Origin of the sequence: Sphingomonas sp., assembly GCF_965227385.1 — a bacterium.
Lineage (GTDB): Bacteria > Pseudomonadota > Alphaproteobacteria > Sphingomonadales > Sphingomonadaceae > Sphingomonas.
The window spans coordinates 1443428-1459172 of sequence record NZ_OZ245750.1 but is presented as its reverse complement, the minus strand read 5'-3'; the positions used below and the strand labels follow the sequence as shown (position 1 = coordinate 1459172).

Below are 15745 nucleotides of genomic sequence, written 5' to 3'. Positions count from 1 at the left end.
CACATTCAGACAGCACGTATCCCGATCGCTAGCGCAACGTACAAGCGCGTGGAAGGTTCAATGTGACTTCAGTCCAACGCCTTAACGCGCGCGCGATAGGCGTGCAGCAGCGGCTCGGTATAGCCGCTCGGCTGGGCCACTCCCTCGAACACCAGCGCACGCGCCGCCTGCAACGCAAGGCTGCCGGGGTTGCCCGCCATCGGGCGATAGAGCGGGTCGCCGGCATTCTGCGCATCGACCTTGACCGCCATCCGCGCCAACGCCGCATCGACATCCGCCGCCGTCGCGACGCCGTGGAGCAGCCAGTTGGCGATATGCTGGGAGGAAATGCGCAATGTCGCGCGATCCTCCATCAGGCCGATATCGTGGATATCGGGCACCTTGGAACACCCAACGCCCTGATCAATCCAGCGCACGACATAGCCGAGTATGCCCTGCGCGTTGTTGTCCAGCTCGCGCGCGACCGCGTCCGCCGTCCAGTTGCGCCCCGTCGCCACAGGAATGGTCAGCAGGTCGCGCAGCCGCGGAACCGCCTCCCCCGCGATCTCCCGCTGGCGGGCAAAGACATCGACCTTGTGATAGTGCATCGCATGTAGCGTCGCGGCAGTGGGCGACGGCACCCAGGCAGTGTTGGCGCCGCTCAGCGGATGGCCGATCTTCTGGTCCATCATGTCGGCCATGCGGTCGGGTGCGGCCCACATGCCCTTGCCGATCTGCGCGCGGCCCGACAGGCCGTGCTTGAGGCCGATGCGGACATTGCGGTCCTCATACGCCTTGATCCACGCGCTCGCCTTCATCTCCGCCTTGGGGATCATCGGCCCGGCGCGCATCGAGGTATGAATCTCGTCCCCGGTGCGGTCGAGGAATCCGGTGTTGATGAAGGCGATGCGCCCCCGCACCGCATGGATGCACGCGGCGAGATTGGCGCTGGTCCGTCGCTCCTCGTCCATCACGCCGACCTTGATCGTACCGCGCGCGAGGCCGAGCAAATCCTCGACCGCGTCGAACAAATCGTTGGTGAAGGCGCATTCGTGCGGCCCGTGCATCTTGGGCTTGACGATGTAGATGCTGCCCGCGCGGCTGTTGCGGAACCGGCCCAGCCCCTTGAGGTCGTGCAGCGCGATCGTGCTGGTCAGGATCGCGTCGAGGATCCCCTCGGGTGCTTCTGCCCCGTCGATGCGGATCGCGGGGTTGGTCATGAGATGCCCGACATTGCGCACGAACAACAGGCTGCGGCCGGGGAGCGTCAGGTCGCCCTGATGTGGACGCTGATAGATGCGGTCGGCAGCCAGCTCACGGGTCAGCGTCGCGCCACCCTTGGCGAACGTCTCGGTCAGGTCGCCGCGCATCAGCCCCAGCCAATTGGCATAGGCCGCGACCTTGTCCTCCGCATCGACCGCCGCGATCGAATCCTCCAGGTCGACGATCGCCGTCAGCGCGCTTTCGAGCTGCACATCGGCGATCCCTGCCGGGTCGGTCGCGCCGATCGGGTGGGCGCGGTCGACCACCAGTTCGATATGCAGGCCGTTGTGGACGAACAGCATCGAGTCGCCGCGCGTACCGACGAATTGCCCCGGATCGGCCAGCGGCAGGTCGCCGCCGGAGAACTCCGCCCAGCGCATCCCGTCCAGCGGCACGGCCCCGTCCAGAAACGCCTTGGCCGCCGCGATCACCTGCGCCCCGCGTTCGGCGTCATAGCCGCCCGACCTGGCAGCGCCGGGCAGCGCATCGGTTCCGTACAGCGCGTCGTACAGGCTCCCCCAGCGCGCATTGGCGGCGTTGAGAACGAAGCGGGCATTGAGCGCCGGCACGACCAGCTGCGGCCCGGCCATCGTCGCAATCTCCGCGTCGACGTCGCGCGTGCCGATCGTGAAGTCGCCGGGCTCGGGCACCAGATAGCCGATGTCGCGCAGAAACGCCTCCTGCGCCGCCGGGTCGGCCGCGCGCACCGGGTCTGCGGCACACCACGCATCGATCTGCGCCTGCAGGTTTTCACGGCGCGCCAGCAAGTCGCGGTTGCGCGAAGTAAAGCGCGTGAAAATCTCCGCCGCGCCCGCCCACCACTGGTCCGCATCAAGGCCCAACGGCGGCAACACCCGATCCTCGACAAACGCGACGAGCGGCGCTGCGACCGAAAGCCCGGCGCGGGTCTGATAAGCGGTCATGGAATCCTCCTGGCTAGCAACACAAACTGCCCTGGGGAGGGATGGCACGATTAGGCGAGGACACCCCCACCGATCAAGCCCATGATTAGAATCCCGGCGAAATCGCCGCCGCCGCCGCCTCGACCCGCTCGAGCATTTTGCGTAGCTGAGCCTGCTCCTCGTCGCTCAGGCTGGCAAAGATCCGGCGCTCGAACTCCAGCGCCTGCGGGGCGATCTGGCGGTACAGCGCCCAGCCCTCGGGGCTGAGGTCGAGCAGGTGCGAGCGCTGGTCATCGGGATTGGGGGTGCGAGTCACGAGGCCGCGCTCGTGCAGCGAGATCGCCGCGCGGCTGACCGTCACCTTGTCCATCTGGGTGCGCCCGCACAGCGCCTGCTGGCTCATCGAGCCGAACTCGGCCAGCACGGTGACCAGCCGCCATTCGGGAATACGCAGGCCGAAGCGGGCCTGATAGGCACCGGCAATCGTCCCCGACACGCGGTTCGATGCGACCGAGAGGCGATAGGGAAGGAACGCGTCGAGCTTGAGTGTTGCCGTCATAGGACAGTGATGCCGCCATCGGTGCCGCAAGGCAATGTTAGCATTGCTTCATTACGCGAAAGTGCCGGGCGGGGACAGGATATGTCTCCCTAAGCGCGACCGCCGCTTCTTAGCCCTCTCCCGATTGCGGAAGAGGGCTAAGCCAACGTCTAGACCGATACGCGCTTCAAGCGCGGCGACAGGAGATGGATCGCGCCGACCGCCAGGAAATAGACGACGGTGCATGCCGCGAAGATCAACGTGTAGTTGCCGTCGGTCGCGTCGAGCACGAGGCCGGTCGACTTGGCCATGATCATGCCGCCGACGCCACCGCAAAAGCCGCCAAGACCAATTACCGAACCCACCGCGCGCTTGGGAAACATGTCCGGCGGCAGCGACAACAGGTTGGTCGAGAATGCTTGGTGCCCCGCGAGCGCCAGGCCGATCAGCGCGACCGCCAGCCACATATTCTCCAGCTGCGTCACGAACAGCAACGGGAGGACACAGCAGCCCGCGATGATCATTGTCACCTTGCGCGCCGCATTCGGCGTCCAGCCCATGTGGATCAGTTTTGACGACAGCCAGCCGCCCGCGATGCTGCCGACGTCCGACAACAGATACATCACGATCATCGGCAGCAGCACGACCTTGAGGTCGACATTATAAGTGCTGGCAAAGTATTTCGGCAGCCAGAACAGCATCAGGAACCACACCGGGTCGGTCAAGAACTTGGCCACCGCGAACGCCCACGCCTCGCGCAGCCGAACGACACGGCTCCAGCCGATCTTCTCGATCTGCTCGGGCGGATCATGTTCGATCCAGGCGAGCTCACCCTCGCTGACCCGTCCGCTTTCGCGCGGGTTGCTGTAGAATTTGAGCCACAGCACCAGCAGGATGACGCCGAAAAGACCCGAATAGATGAACGTCTGGCGCCAATCGAGGCCGAGCCAGGTCATGAACAGCCACAGCGTCGGCGCAGTCAGAATCACGCCAATCGTCGTCGCGGAATTGACCCAGCCGATCGCATAGGCGCGTTCCTTCTGCGGGAACCATTCGCTGCTGGCGCGCACGACCGAGGGGAAGTGCCCCGCCTCGCCCACGCCCAGCACGATGCGCGCCGCCATGAACGAGGCAACGGTGCTGGCAAAGCCGTGCATCACATGGCCGACCGTCCATACGCCGATCGCAATGGCATAACCGATCTTCGGCCCGAACCGGTCGACCAGCCAGCCCATGAGCAGGAAGCCTAGCGCATAGGCGGCCTGGAACGCGGTGACGATGTTGCCATAGTCATTCTCGTTCCAGCCAAGTTCCTTGCCCAGATCCGGGGCGAGCAGGCCCAGCATGGTGCGGTCGATATAGTTGACGGTGGTCGCGAAGAAGAGGATCGCGATGATCATCCATCGATAGCGTCCGGTGCGCGGCACCGGCCCCGCGCGGGGCGGCTCGCCGCCGGTTTCGGCCTGCGTCGCGTTCATCCATACTCTCCCTATGCCGCAGGTCTGGCCGCCTCGATCGTGCAGCTCACCCGCATGGTGCCGAATGTGGCAGTAACCTGTGCTTCGGGGGAGACTTCATGGACGCCGGTGACGGCACCCGATGAAATCCACTGTCCCGGACGCAGCGCGATGCCGCGCGCCGCCATCGTCTCGAACAGAAACCGTGCGGCGCCGACCGGCCCGTCGAGCATCGTCCGCGCGGTCGCGGCACCGATTTCGACCCCGTCGATGCTCAGCGTCACCGGCCAGTCGAGAAAGCCCGACTGGCGCCAGTCGGGAATCGCATCGCCGACTACCAGCCCGTGATTGTTGCCAAAGTCAGAGATGGTGACCAGCGGCCCGAGCGCGTTGATTCCGGGAAAGGGCGAGCTGGCGATTTCCAGCCCGACATGGACCGCGTCAATCAGCTCGGCGGCCTCGTCCATCGTATAGCTGGTCTTGGCGGGATGGGGTGCGGTGCCGATCCGTAGCAGGAACTCGGCCTCCGCCGCACCGAAGCCCTCGCCAAAGATCGGCATCGCCGGAGCGGGGTCGTGTCTGCGCACGAACGGCGCGAAAATCGGGCCGGCCAGCCGGTTCGTGCCGAGCTGTCCGTCGAGCGGCGGGTTGATCCGACCGACCTTCCACCCCGCCACATCGGCCCCGGCCAGCGCCAGCGCGCGATCCTGGATCGCATAGGCATCCGCCAGCGTTGTCGGCGCGGCGCCAGGATATTCGGACAGCCCGCGTGCATCGCGGCGCGCGGCGACGAAAGCCTCCGCAATGACGTTCAGGTCGCTCATCCACCCCTCGCTTCTATTCTCGCCCGCATCGCTAATGGAAACCGGTGTCAGTGGCAAGACGTCGGTTACAGCGATCTTAAATTTGCCGGATAGCCGCTGACCCCGGCCTCATGCAACGTCGTCCGATCCAATACGGCCAAACCCCGCCCGCCGCACCTTGAGGATTCGGCCGGAAACCGGTGTCAAACTGGTCGGGGCGCACCGATTGGCTAGCATCCGGTTGCGCGCTATGCACATGCTATGAAGAAAACTGCTCAGGCGACGATCAACGATGTCGCACGGCTTGCCGGCGTTTCGAAAAAGACCGTCAGCCGCGTGATCAACCGCTCCCCGCTGCTGAACGAGGAGACGCGCGAACGGGTCGAAAAGGTCATCGCCGAAATCGGCTATGTCCCCAACCCACAGGCGCGCGCACTGGCGTTGCGCCGCAACTTCCTGATCGGCCTGATCCACGACAACCCGAACCCGCACATGGTGCTCAACGTGCAGCATGGCTTGCTTGAAGTGCTGCGCGATACCGAGTTCGAACTGATCGTCCACCCGGTCGATCGCGGATCACCGACGATGCTCGACGATATCCGCCGCTTCCTCGAACGACAGCGCCCTTATGGCGTGATGCTGTTGCCGCCGATCAGCGAAAATGATTCGCTCGCCGAATTGTGCAGCGAGATCGGCACGCGCTACGTGCGCATGGGGTCCGCTGCGTTCGACGACCCGCAGCATATGGTCGCGTCGAACGACCGTGAAGTCGTGCGCGGCGCAGTCGGCCATTTGTTCGAAATGGGCCATCGCCGCATCGGCCTCGTCCTCGGCCCGCACGGCTTCCGCTCGGCGTTTGAGCGCAGCCAGGGCTATGAAGCCGCATTCGACGATGCCGATTTGCCGATCCAGCGGACGCTGATCGCACAGGGCGACTATACGTTCGAATCCGGCATGCGCGCGGCCGAACGGCTGCTCGACCTGTCGCCGCGTCCGACCGCGGTCTTCTGTTCGAACGACGCGATGGCGGCGGGCGTGCTGCACACCGCGCGCCAGCGCGGGCTCGACGTGCCGCGCGACCTGTCGATCGTCGGCTTCGACGACACCACCATTGCCTCCTATCTGTGGCCGCCGCTCACCACCGTGCGCTGGCCGATCGCGACCATGGCGCGCGCCGCGGCGCTCAAGCTGATCGGCGATGGCGAGGATGAGGAGGCGGCCGAATCGCTGTTCGTGTCGACGCTGATCCGCCGCGCATCGGTCGCGCCGCCGGGGGAATGAAGGGTCGCACGCCGGCCCAAGTTGCCACACAACACGCATCGCGTTCTTGCATCATGACCTGACACCGGTTACCTAGCGAGCATATCCGCAATCGCTTATGGCGCGCGGGACCGGCCTGTTCCCGCCGCCCGCCGTTCCTATTTTTTTGGAGAGGATTCGACCGATGAAGATCGCCCTGATTACTGAAAACAGCCAGGCCGCCAAGAACGGCATCATCCACGACGCGCTGACCGCCGTCGCCGAGCCGCTGGGCCATCAGGTGTTCAACTATGGCATGTATTCGGCGGAGGACAGCGCGTCGCTGACCTATGTCATGAACGGCCTGCTCGCCGGCATCCTGCTCAATTCCAAGGCGGCGGATTTCGTCGTTACCGGTTGCGGCACCGGCATGGGGTCGATGCTCGCCTGCAACGCCATGCCCGGCGTGTTCTGTGGCTTGGTGATCGACCCGACCGACGCCTTCCTGTTCGGCCAGATCAACGACGGCAACGCCATCTCGATGCCCTATGCCAAGGGCTTTGGCTGGGCCGCAGAGCTCAACCTGCAGGACGTGTATCGCAAGCTGTTCGACGGCGAGCGTGGCCTTGGCTATCCCAAGGAGCGCGCCGAGATCATGCGCAAGAACCGCGGCATCCTTGCCGATCTCAAGGCGACGACGTGTCACGACATGCTGACCGTACTCAAGAACGTCGATCAGGACCTGCTGCGCGCCGCGATCGCGGGCGAGAAGTTCGCGGAGCTGTTCTACGCCAACTCGCAGGACGACGCGATCAGCGCCTACCTCAAGAGCGTGACCGCGCAGCCCGCGCTCGCCTGATCCCGACCGCACCCACCCCTTGAACGGAGAGGCCATGTTCGACCGCACCTATTATGCCACCCATCCCGACATGATGGAGTGCGTGTCGAACGATGAGTTGCGCGACCGCTATCTCATCACCGACCTGTTCCGCGCGGGCGAATGCGTGCTCAACTACACCCACGCCGATCGCATGGTGATCGGCGGGGTGCTGGTGGCGACGGACCCTGTGCGCCTGCCCGACCAGACCGAGCCGGCATCGGCGGCGGGTCACCCGTTCCTCGAGCGGCGTGAGCTTGGCATCGTCAATGTCGGGTCGGTCGAAGGTGTCGTCACCGTCGATGGACAGGCGTTCACGCTGGGCAACAAGGATTGCCTGTATGTAACGATGGGCGCGGCGGACGTGCAGTTTTCGGGTGCAGGGGCGCGCTTCTACCTCGTCTCCTGCCCCGCCCATCGCGCCTTCACGACGCGCCAGCTGGGCATTGCCGACGCCAACCGGCTCGATCGCGGCAGCCTCGCCGAATCGAATGAGCGGTCGATCTATCAGCTGGTGATCCCCGGCGTGTGCGACAGCGCACAGCTGGTGATGGGGCTGACCGTGCTCAAGGAAGGCAGCGTGTGGAACACCATGCCGCCGCACATCCATGAGCGCCGCAGCGAGATCTATTTCTACTTCGAACTCGACAATCTCGACACCGACCGCGTGATGCACTTCATGGGTGAGGGCGAGGCGACCCGCCACATCGTGATGCAGAACGAGGAAGCGGTGATCAGCCCGCCCTGGTCGATCCACATGGGTGCGGGCACCCGGTCCTATGCCTTCATCTGGGCGATGGCGGGCGAGAATCAGGACTATACCGACATGAACGTGCTGGACATCTGCCAGCTGGCCTAAGGCCCAAGGACGAGGTTACTCCATGAATCCCTTCGATCTCACCGGCCGCGTCGCGGTCGTCACCGGTGCGAACACCGGCATCGGCCAGGGCATTGCCCTCGCGCTGGCACAGGCGGGCGCGGACATTGCCGCAGTCGGCCGCTCCGCCGCGACCGAAACGGTGGAAAAGGTCCGCGCACTTGGTCGCAAGGCCGAGATCATCAGCGCCGACCTGTCCTCGATCGAGCCTGTGGGCCGAATTGTGGATGAAACTGTGGAAAAGCTCGGCGGGCTCCACATCCTCGTCAACAATGCCGGCATCATCCGCCGCAACGACGCAGTCGACTTCACCGAAGAAGACTGGGACGCGGTGATGGACACCAACCTCAAATCGGTGTTCTTCCTGTGCCAGGCGGCGGCGCGGCACATGATCCCCAATGGCGGGGGCAAGATCATCAACATCGCATCGATGCTGACGTTCCAGGGCGGCATCCGCGTGCCCAGCTACACCGCCTCGAAAAGCGGCGTCGGCGGCCTGACCAAGCTGCTGGCCAACGAATGGGCGAGCAAGGGCATTACCGTCAATGCGATCGCGCCCGGCTATATCGCCACCAACAATACCGACGCGCTGCAAAAGGACGAGACGCGCAACCGCCAGATTCTCGAGCGCATTCCCGCGGCGCGCTGGGGTGATCCGTCCGATCTGGGCGGCGCAGCGGTGTTCCTCGCCTCCTCGGCATCGGACTATGTTCAGGGGCACATCCTCGCGGTAGACGGCGGCTGGCTGGCGCGCTGACGCCAGCTTAGTTGAGGAGACATCATGGCCGGCCATATCGTCTGTTTCGGGGAATTGCTGCTCCGCCTGACCGCTCCGGGGCGCGAGCTGCTGATGCAGACCGGCAGCCTCGACGTGCATGTCGGCGGAGCCGAGGCCAATGTCGGGATCGGCCTTGCCAATCTCGGCCATGACGTGGCGATGGTCAGCGCGGTGCCGGACAATCCGCTTGGCCAGGCGGCAATCCGCTTTGTGCGCGGACAGGGCGTCGATACGCGCAATGTCCAGCTGCGCGACGCCCGCATGGGCCTGTACTTCCTGTCGGTCGGCGCCGGGCTGCGCGCCTCGGACATCGTCTATGACCGTGCAGCGTCGAGCTTCGCGACCGCACCGGCGGATGCGTTCGACTGGCGCAGCATCCTCGATGGCGCGGCGATGCTGCACCTTTCGGGCATCACGCCAGCACTCGGCCCGGCGACGGCTGCTGCAGCAATCTCTGCAGCAAAGACCGCGAAGGAACTGGGCGTCGCGATCAGCTTCGACGGCAATTACCGCGCGCGCCTGTGGGAAAGCTGGGACAGCAACCCGCGCGCGGTGCTGACCGAACTGGTCAGCCTCGCCGACACGATGTTCGGCAACCATCGCGACGTGTCGCTGCTGCTTGGCCAGACCTTCTCGGGCGACGGCGCCGACCGCCGCCGCGAGGCCGCAGAAGCCGCGTTCGACGCTTTCCCCAATCTTCAGCGCATCGCGTCGACCGCGCGTCATGTCGACGACGCCGATCGCCACCGCATCGCCGCGCGCGTCGACACGCGCGAACGCGGCTACCAGACCGATGAGGTTGTGGTTGCCGGGATCGTCGACCGCATCGGCGGCGGCGATGCGTTCGCGGCGGGCATCCTGCACGGCGTGCTGTCGGGGCAGGATCTGGAGGCGACAGTTGCCTCGGGCCTCGCGCTCACCTGCCTCAAACACTCGTTGCCGGGCGACGCCTCGCTGTTCGGGCAGTGCGACATCGACGCGTTCCTCGAAGGCGGTCTGGACGTGCGTCGGTGATAGGCCGGCGGACGCTGCTGGGGGCGGGTGCGGCGCTGTCCGCCCTCCCCTCCGCCGCGTTCGCCAAGGGCGACCCGGTCGCTACCGGCACCACCGGTCGCTGGCAGGGAAAGGCTGACGGCGCCACCCAGGCGTTTCTCGGCATCCGCTACGGCAGCGACACCAGCCGCACCCGCTTCCGCGCTGCGACCGCACCCGCCCGCGGCCGCGAAACGATCCGCGCGACCGACTTCGCGGTGAACTGCCCCCAGCGCAGCAATCTACCCAATCAGGCCGAGGACTGCCTGTTCCTCAACGTCTGGACGCCGCAAGCCAACCCGAACGCGCGCCGCCCGGTAATGGTCTATTTCCATGGCGGCGCCTATTCCAACGGCACGGTGATCGAGCCGCAGGTGTTCGGGGCAACGCTGGCGGAGCAAGGCGATGTCGTCGTCGTCACCGTCAACCACCGGCTCAACGCGCTCGGCTATCTCTACCTCGCCCGGCTCGACCCGCGTTTCCCCGAAAGCGGCAATCTCGGGCAGCTCGACCTGATCCTCGCGCTGCAATGGGTGCGCGACAACATCGTCGGCTTTGGCGGTGATCCCAACCGGGTGATGGTGTTCGGCCAGTCCGGCGGCGGGGCCAAGATCGCCACGCTGATGGGTATGCCCGCCGCCAAGGGCCTGTTCCACAGCGCCGCGACGATGAGCGGGCAGCAGGTCACGGCAAGCGGCCCCTTGAACGCTACCGCGCGCGCGAAAGCCCTGCTCGCCAAGCTCAACGCCACGCCAGGCGACCTGATCGACATGCCCGTGCAGCGGCTGATCGCAGGCCTGTCCGCCGAAGACCCGATCCTGGGCGGCGGGGTCTATATGGGCCCGGTGCTCGACATGAAGTGGCTGACCCGCCACCCCTTCTGGCCCGACGCCAATCCGATCGGCAACGGCATCCCGATGATCCTCGGCAATACGCGCGACGAGACCCGCGCGTTCATCGATCCGAAGAGCGAGGCGGTGCGCACGCTTGACTGGTCCAACCTCGCCGAACGCATCGCTCCGCAACTGCGCATCGACGCCCACCCCGAATGGGTCGTCGCCGAATATCGCCGCCAATTCCCCGACTGGACCGCGCCGGACATTTTCTACGCCAGCACCACCGCCGGGCGCAGCTGGCGCGGACAGGTGATCGAGGCGGAGGAGCGCGCCAGAGCCGGCGTCCCCGCCTGGGTCTATCAGCTCGATTTCCAGTCCCCCGTCGCGCCCGAACGCGGGGCGGCGCATACGCATGATATCCCGATGGTGTTCGGCACGATCGGCGCGGAGGGGACGGTGTCGGGCACCGGCCCGGGCGCGCAGGCGGTGTGCGCGGCAATGCAGCGCGCCTTCGTCAACCTCGCCGCCACCGGCAATCCCAATGGCGCAGGCGTGCCTGACTGGCCCAAATACACTCTGCCCGATCGCCGCACGATGATCTTCGACACGCAGAGCCGCGTCGAGGCCGACCCGCGCAAGTGGCAGCGCGAGCTGTTCGCCCGTATCCCCTATATTCAGCCCGGAACCTGATCCGCCAGCACCGGCGCCAGCACCAGCCGGTCGAGGATCGCCGCGACATCGTCCGCCGCCATGTCGGGCGCACGGTCGAGCCACCAAGTCAGGATCGTCAGCGCCGCGCCGACCAGATGCGTCACCGCCAACTCGCGCGGCAGTCCGTCCGGCGTTTCGGCCGGGCTCGCCAGCGCCTGCGCGATCGCGCGCTGCGTCACGATCTGACGGATCGTATCGCCCGCTCCGGTCAACAGCGCGTGGCACAGGGTGCGGCGCGACAGCACTTCCGCGGTCAGCGTGCGCACCAGCGCGAGCCGGTCGCCCTGCTGCAGCATCGGGAGCAATTTGGCGAGCAGCTCGGCGATCAACGAATCGGCTACTTCGATCAGCAGCGCCGACAGATCCGGATAGTGGCGGAAGAAGGTCGCGTAACCAATCCTGGCACGATCGGTCAGCATCGCGACCGTGATCTCCCCGAACGGACGCTCCGCCACCAGTTCCACCAGCGCTGTTCCCAGCGCCGCGCGCGAACGGACAACGCGCGCATCGCTTGAAACACCGCTCCGCTTCGCTATCTTATGATCCATCGTGTATCACAACCCGGAGTGTGTCATGTCCGCCCAGTCGCATCTTGCCAGCCCGCCGGCCCGCTGCCCGATCGATCATGCGCGCGATGACCGCAAGTCCGCAAGCGCGGCGCGCGGCGGTCTGCTCAAGGCTCCGGTGGTGTCCGGATATGACGCGGTGCGCGCGGTGCTGCGCGACACCAATGGACGTCAGGCGGGCTTCAAGGCCGAGGTGATCGGCAAATATCGCGGCCAGGCGCGCCCGCCGATCCTGTTCCTGCATGGCGAGGCGCATCGCCGCCAGCGCAGCGGCACTGCGCGCTTCTTCACCCCGCGCGTGGTCGAGACGCGCTATCGCGAACTGATGGAGCGGACCAGCGACGCGCTGATCGCGCGGCTGGTAAAGGACGGCAGCGGCGATCTCGACCGGCTGTCGCTCGAAATGGCGGTCGCCGTCGCGGCCGAGATTGTCGGCCTGACCGAAAGCGACATCGACGGCATGAGCCGCCGGCTCGACTCCTTCTTCAGTACCGCCTTCCAGACCGGGCGCGGGAAGTTTGCCGAGATTATGAGCTTCCTGCTCGGCCAGTGGCGGATGCGCCGCTTCTACGCCAAGGACGTGAAGCCCGCGATCGCCGCCCGCCGCGCCGCGCCGCGTGAGGACGTGATCTCGCACCTGCTGAGCGAGGGCTACACCCCGCTCGATATCCTCACCGAATGCTTCACTTATGGTGCGGCGGGGATGGTGACGACGCGTGAGTTCATCACCATGGCCGGCTGGCATCTGCTCGAACGCCCTGAACTCAGCGCGCAGTTTCTTGCCGCCGATGCCGATGGGCAGATCGCGATCCTTGAGGAGATCCTGCGACTCGAGCCCGTCGTCGGCACGCTATACCGCCATGTCGAGGGCGGCACCGTCGCGCTCGATATCCGGTCGGCCAATGGCGATGCGGTCGCGGTCGGCACCTGCCCGCACGCGCTCGACCCGGAGCGCGAGCGCGCCCCGCGCGTCACCGGGCCGGGCCTCGCCTTCGGCGATGGCGAGCATCGCTGCCCCGGCGCGGGCGTCGCGCTGCACGAATCCGCCGTGTTCCTCGACCGGCTGCTGCGCGTCCCCGGTCTGCGGCTCGAGCGCGCGCCCGATGTCGGCTGGAACCCGCTGGTCGCGGGCTACGAGCTGCGCAACTGCCGCCTGGCGATCGATCCGGCTTAAGAGCCAGCCCGCAGCGCCCCGATCAGCGTGACCATGTGATCGATATAGGTGCCGGTCGAAATCCCGATCGGCCCGTCCTTGACGTCGAACGGAGAGGTGTCGCGGCTGTCGCCGACATTGCTCGACCGGAAATCGCCTGGCGCGACCTCCTTCGATCCGGGCCCGCGATAAGGGTGGCTGATCGCCTTGAGCTGGGTCGGCCACCAGCCCTCTTCGTTGAGCGACGCGACCAGTTCCGCTGCGCTCTTGCCGCCCGCGACATTCATGTCCGACCCCGGCTCGACCGCCGCGACCCAATAGGGCGACAGCGGCTGGCGACCCTTGAGCAGCGGTGAATCCTTCGACACCGGCCCACCGGGGATCGCGCGCAATTTCTCATACTCGCGCCGCAGCTTCGGCACATCGACCGAGCGGCGCGGATTGTAATGGCCGATCGTGTGCGCAGGGTCGTGATCGACATAATATTCGCCGTTGACCACGTTCGACCCGCGCCGATGCACCCAGAGCGGCTTGTTCGTGCCGATCTCGACAAAGGTCGGGAAATGCCGGTTCCCCACGCGCAATTCCTCGGGCAGCCGCACGCTGTCGAGCCAGTCGAGCGCCGCCGGGATCGGCGCCAGATATTTCGCATTCCCGGTCAGGCGGTAGAATTCCATCAGGTCTTCGACATTCGACGCGGTGGTGTGCGTGACCAGCGCCTCGGGCTCGTAGGTGCGCGCGCCGGCCGGCGAGAAATCGGCGCGATGCTGCAACCCCCAGCCGGCCTGCGGCGCGGCCTGCTGGGTCTTGAGGTAGACGTCCATCGCCCGCTCGATCGCCGGCAACACGCGCGGATCGCCGATCGCCTGGTGATAGGTCAGCAGTACGTCGATATTGTCGTGGATCACCCCGTCGTTGAACGTGATCAGCCCGGTATAATCGGGCTTGCCGTGCAGCCCACCGTCGCGCACCCGCGGCCAGCGCTGCGGCCAGCCGCCATTATCGAGCTGGCTGGCGAAGATGAAGTTGATCGCCTTGTCGAGCCCGCGTTTGAAGCGTGCCTCACGCTTTTCGACATAGAGGCGGATCAGGAAGCGGATCGCCTCGCCCGTCCCCTGATCGTCGAAGGTGGCGTTGCCCCAATGGTGCTGGAATTCCTCCATCCGCCAGGCATTCTTGCCGATTGTCTCGTACCAGCGCCTGGTGGACGCGGCGCCGCCGAAATCGATGAAATAGCCCCAGCCGCCCGTCGGCAGCTGCCCGTCGATCAGCGCCTGCGCGGCCTTGGCCGCCGCCTGGTAATAATAGTCGTCGCCGGTCGCGTGATAGGCGTCGAGGTACAGGTGCCCCATCGTCGCGGTGCCGGGCGGCTGCACCCACACCATCGTCTTATAGGCTTCCAGCTCACCCCAGACGCGCGAACGGTCGGGCAGGTACGACCACAGATAGCCGCCGCGATAGGCGAGCTTCTCGACCATGAATTGCGTCGCGCGCTTCATCGTCGCTGCAATCTCAGCAGTGGGCGGCGTCTGCGCCCGCGCCAGTGCGGGGGTCAGCATCAATGCGGCGGACGCGGCGAGCAGCTGGCGGCGAGCAATCATTTACGCGGTACTCCTTCAAGCGGATAGGCGATAATCAGCACCAGCGGCTTCTCGCCGATCTGGCGAATGCCGACATGCGCGCCGGTGTAGAGATAGGCGGTCATGCCGGGCGTCAGCCGCGCGGTCGTGCCGTCGGAACTGACCTCGCCCTCACCGGAGACGACCGCATAGACCTCGTCATGGTCGATCGGATGCACGCCGATCGCCGCGCCCTTGTGCAGCGCGCGCTTGCGATATTCCATCATGCGACCCGGCACACCGTCGGTGATGCGCCACGCGGTGCTCCTCCCGATGCGCCCATGCGGCGGCGGCTCTTGTACACGCTTGGCCGCGTCGTCGATGACGACCATCGGCCGCGCGCCGCGCTTCGCCGCCCAGTCGATCCCGCCCATGACGTGATCGACGACGCGCGGGTCGCTCCACGATTCCTTGGTATGGCCGAGACCGGTATAGAACACCTGCCCGCCCTCGAACCGGTGCGCCCAGGCCACGGGACGCGGATTGACGCCCTTCTCCCCGATCGAGCTCGGATCCAACGTCAGCAGCGGGAGCAGACGTGGGTCGAAATCGTCGAACCAATACCATTCATCGACCAGCTCGGCGGTCTCAGGAAAGCTGCGAATCGAAGGGTGGTCGAGCGGCGCACGGGTCACGACGCCCTTTGGCGTCCCCGCCGGATGCCGGGCAAAGCGCGCGCCCATCATCCGTCCATACCAGTCCCAATGGTAATGCGAATCCGCGGCGCCGTGGACGCCGACAATCCCCCCGCCTGCCCGAACAAAGGCCATCAGCGTGTCGCGCCGCGCGCCGGTGAACCACTCGCTGCCGGGTTCCTTGGGCTTGGTGGTGGTCGACAACAGCACGATCACGGCGAAGCGTTTCACCCGCTTCGCGTCGTCGAACAGCGCGGGGTCTTCGCTGGCCACGACATGATAGCCTTTGGCGCGCGCAGCCTTGGTCAACGCCGCGACGGCAGGCTCGATCGAGTCATGCCGCCAACCGGTCGTGTGGCTGAACAGCAGGATTTCGGGTTGCCGCGCAATGCTGTGCCGCGGAGATGCCGCCCCGCTCAGCAGGATCGCCGCCAGCAGCATCAGCATCGCCCGCATGTCAATCTCCTCGTCCCACGTGAG

At 66.1% G+C, this 15745-nt stretch carries 14 protein-coding genes; 7 read left to right on the top strand and 7 right to left on the bottom strand.

The features are described from left to right. Nucleotides 1-68 precede the first annotated feature (68 nt). The 4 genes from ACO05N_RS07030 to ACO05N_RS07015 form a co-directional block, all read right to left on the bottom strand. Entirely contained in the window at nt 69-2165 is a 2097-nt protein-coding gene (locus ACO05N_RS07030) for a malate synthase G (RefSeq protein WP_422056448.1), read from the bottom strand. An 85-nt stretch (nt 2166-2250) separates the two neighbouring features. Beyond that, on the bottom strand, nt 2251-2703 hold the full coding sequence (locus ACO05N_RS07025) for a MarR family winged helix-turn-helix transcriptional regulator (protein ID WP_422056447.1): 453 nt from the start codon (nt 2701-2703) through the stop codon (nt 2251-2253). A 149-nt stretch (nt 2704-2852) separates the two neighbouring features. After that, on the bottom strand, nt 2853-4160 hold the full coding sequence (locus ACO05N_RS07020; RefSeq protein ID WP_422056446.1) for an MFS transporter: 1308 nt from the start codon (nt 4158-4160) through the stop codon (nt 2853-2855). Nucleotides 4161-4171: 11 nt separating this feature from the next. Beyond that, nucleotides 4172-4963: a 2-keto-4-pentenoate hydratase gene (locus ACO05N_RS07015; RefSeq protein ID WP_422056445.1), complete on the bottom strand. Its 792-nt coding sequence runs from the start codon at nt 4961-4963 to the stop codon at nt 4172-4174. A 240-nt stretch (nt 4964-5203) separates the two neighbouring features. Here ACO05N_RS07015 and ACO05N_RS07010 point away from each other — a divergent pair, with 240 nt between their 5' ends. The 6 genes from ACO05N_RS07010 to ACO05N_RS06985 all read left to right on the top strand — a co-directional run bounded on the left by ACO05N_RS07010 (nt 5204) and on the right by ACO05N_RS06985 (nt 11271). After that, a complete protein-coding gene (locus tag ACO05N_RS07010; protein ID WP_422056444.1) occupies nt 5204-6223 on the top strand; it encodes a LacI family DNA-binding transcriptional regulator in 1020 nt (339 codons plus the stop codon). Nucleotides 6224-6386: 163 nt separating this feature from the next. Beyond that, complete coding sequence (locus tag ACO05N_RS07005; protein ID WP_422056443.1) at nt 6387-7040, top strand: RpiB/LacA/LacB family sugar-phosphate isomerase; 654 nt, start codon at nt 6387-6389, stop codon at nt 7038-7040. 34 nt (nt 7041-7074) lie between these two features. Continuing rightward, a complete protein-coding gene (gene kduI, locus ACO05N_RS07000) occupies nt 7075-7917 on the top strand; it encodes a 5-dehydro-4-deoxy-D-glucuronate isomerase (RefSeq protein ID WP_422056442.1) in 843 nt (280 codons plus the stop codon). A 22-nt stretch (nt 7918-7939) separates the two neighbouring features. Continuing rightward, entirely contained in the window at nt 7940-8692 is a 753-nt protein-coding gene (gene kduD / locus ACO05N_RS06995; RefSeq protein ID WP_422056441.1) for a 2-dehydro-3-deoxy-D-gluconate 5-dehydrogenase KduD, read from the top strand. Between the two features lie 24 nt (nt 8693-8716). After that, the gene (locus tag ACO05N_RS06990) at nt 8717-9727 is read left to right on the top strand and encodes a PfkB family carbohydrate kinase (RefSeq protein ID WP_422056440.1); all 1011 of its coding nucleotides are present in this window, start codon (nt 8717-8719) and stop codon (nt 9725-9727) included. Continuing rightward, the gene (locus tag ACO05N_RS06985; RefSeq protein WP_422056439.1) at nt 9724-11271 is read left to right on the top strand and encodes a carboxylesterase/lipase family protein; all 1548 of its coding nucleotides are present in this window, start codon (nt 9724-9726) and stop codon (nt 11269-11271) included. The genes ACO05N_RS06990 and ACO05N_RS06985 overlap by 4 nt, the downstream gene beginning before the upstream one ends. Here the strand turns inward: ACO05N_RS06985 and ACO05N_RS06980 are convergent. Then, nucleotides 11256-11840 (bottom strand): TetR/AcrR family transcriptional regulator, encoded by a 585-nt coding sequence (locus tag ACO05N_RS06980; RefSeq protein WP_422056438.1) that lies wholly within the window; start codon nt 11838-11840, stop codon nt 11256-11258. The two genes, ACO05N_RS06985 and ACO05N_RS06980, sit on opposite strands and share 16 nt — an antisense overlap. Nucleotides 11841-11865: 25 nt before the next feature. Here ACO05N_RS06980 and ACO05N_RS06975 point away from each other — a divergent pair, with 25 nt between their 5' ends. Further along, nucleotides 11866-13032, top strand: coding sequence for a cytochrome P450 (locus ACO05N_RS06975; protein ID WP_422056437.1), 1167 nt, complete (start codon nt 11866-11868; stop codon nt 13030-13032). Here the strand turns inward: ACO05N_RS06975 and ACO05N_RS06970 are convergent. Further along, entirely contained in the window at nt 13029-14612 is a 1584-nt protein-coding gene (locus tag ACO05N_RS06970; protein WP_422056436.1) for a pectate lyase, read from the bottom strand. The two genes, ACO05N_RS06975 and ACO05N_RS06970, sit on opposite strands and share 4 nt — an antisense overlap. Beyond that, on the bottom strand, nt 14609-15721 hold the full coding sequence (locus ACO05N_RS06965) for a ThuA domain-containing protein (protein WP_422056435.1): 1113 nt from the start codon (nt 15719-15721) through the stop codon (nt 14609-14611). Before ACO05N_RS06965 ends, ACO05N_RS06970 begins: the two co-directional genes overlap by 4 nt. Nucleotides 15722-15745: the final 24 nt, after the last annotated feature.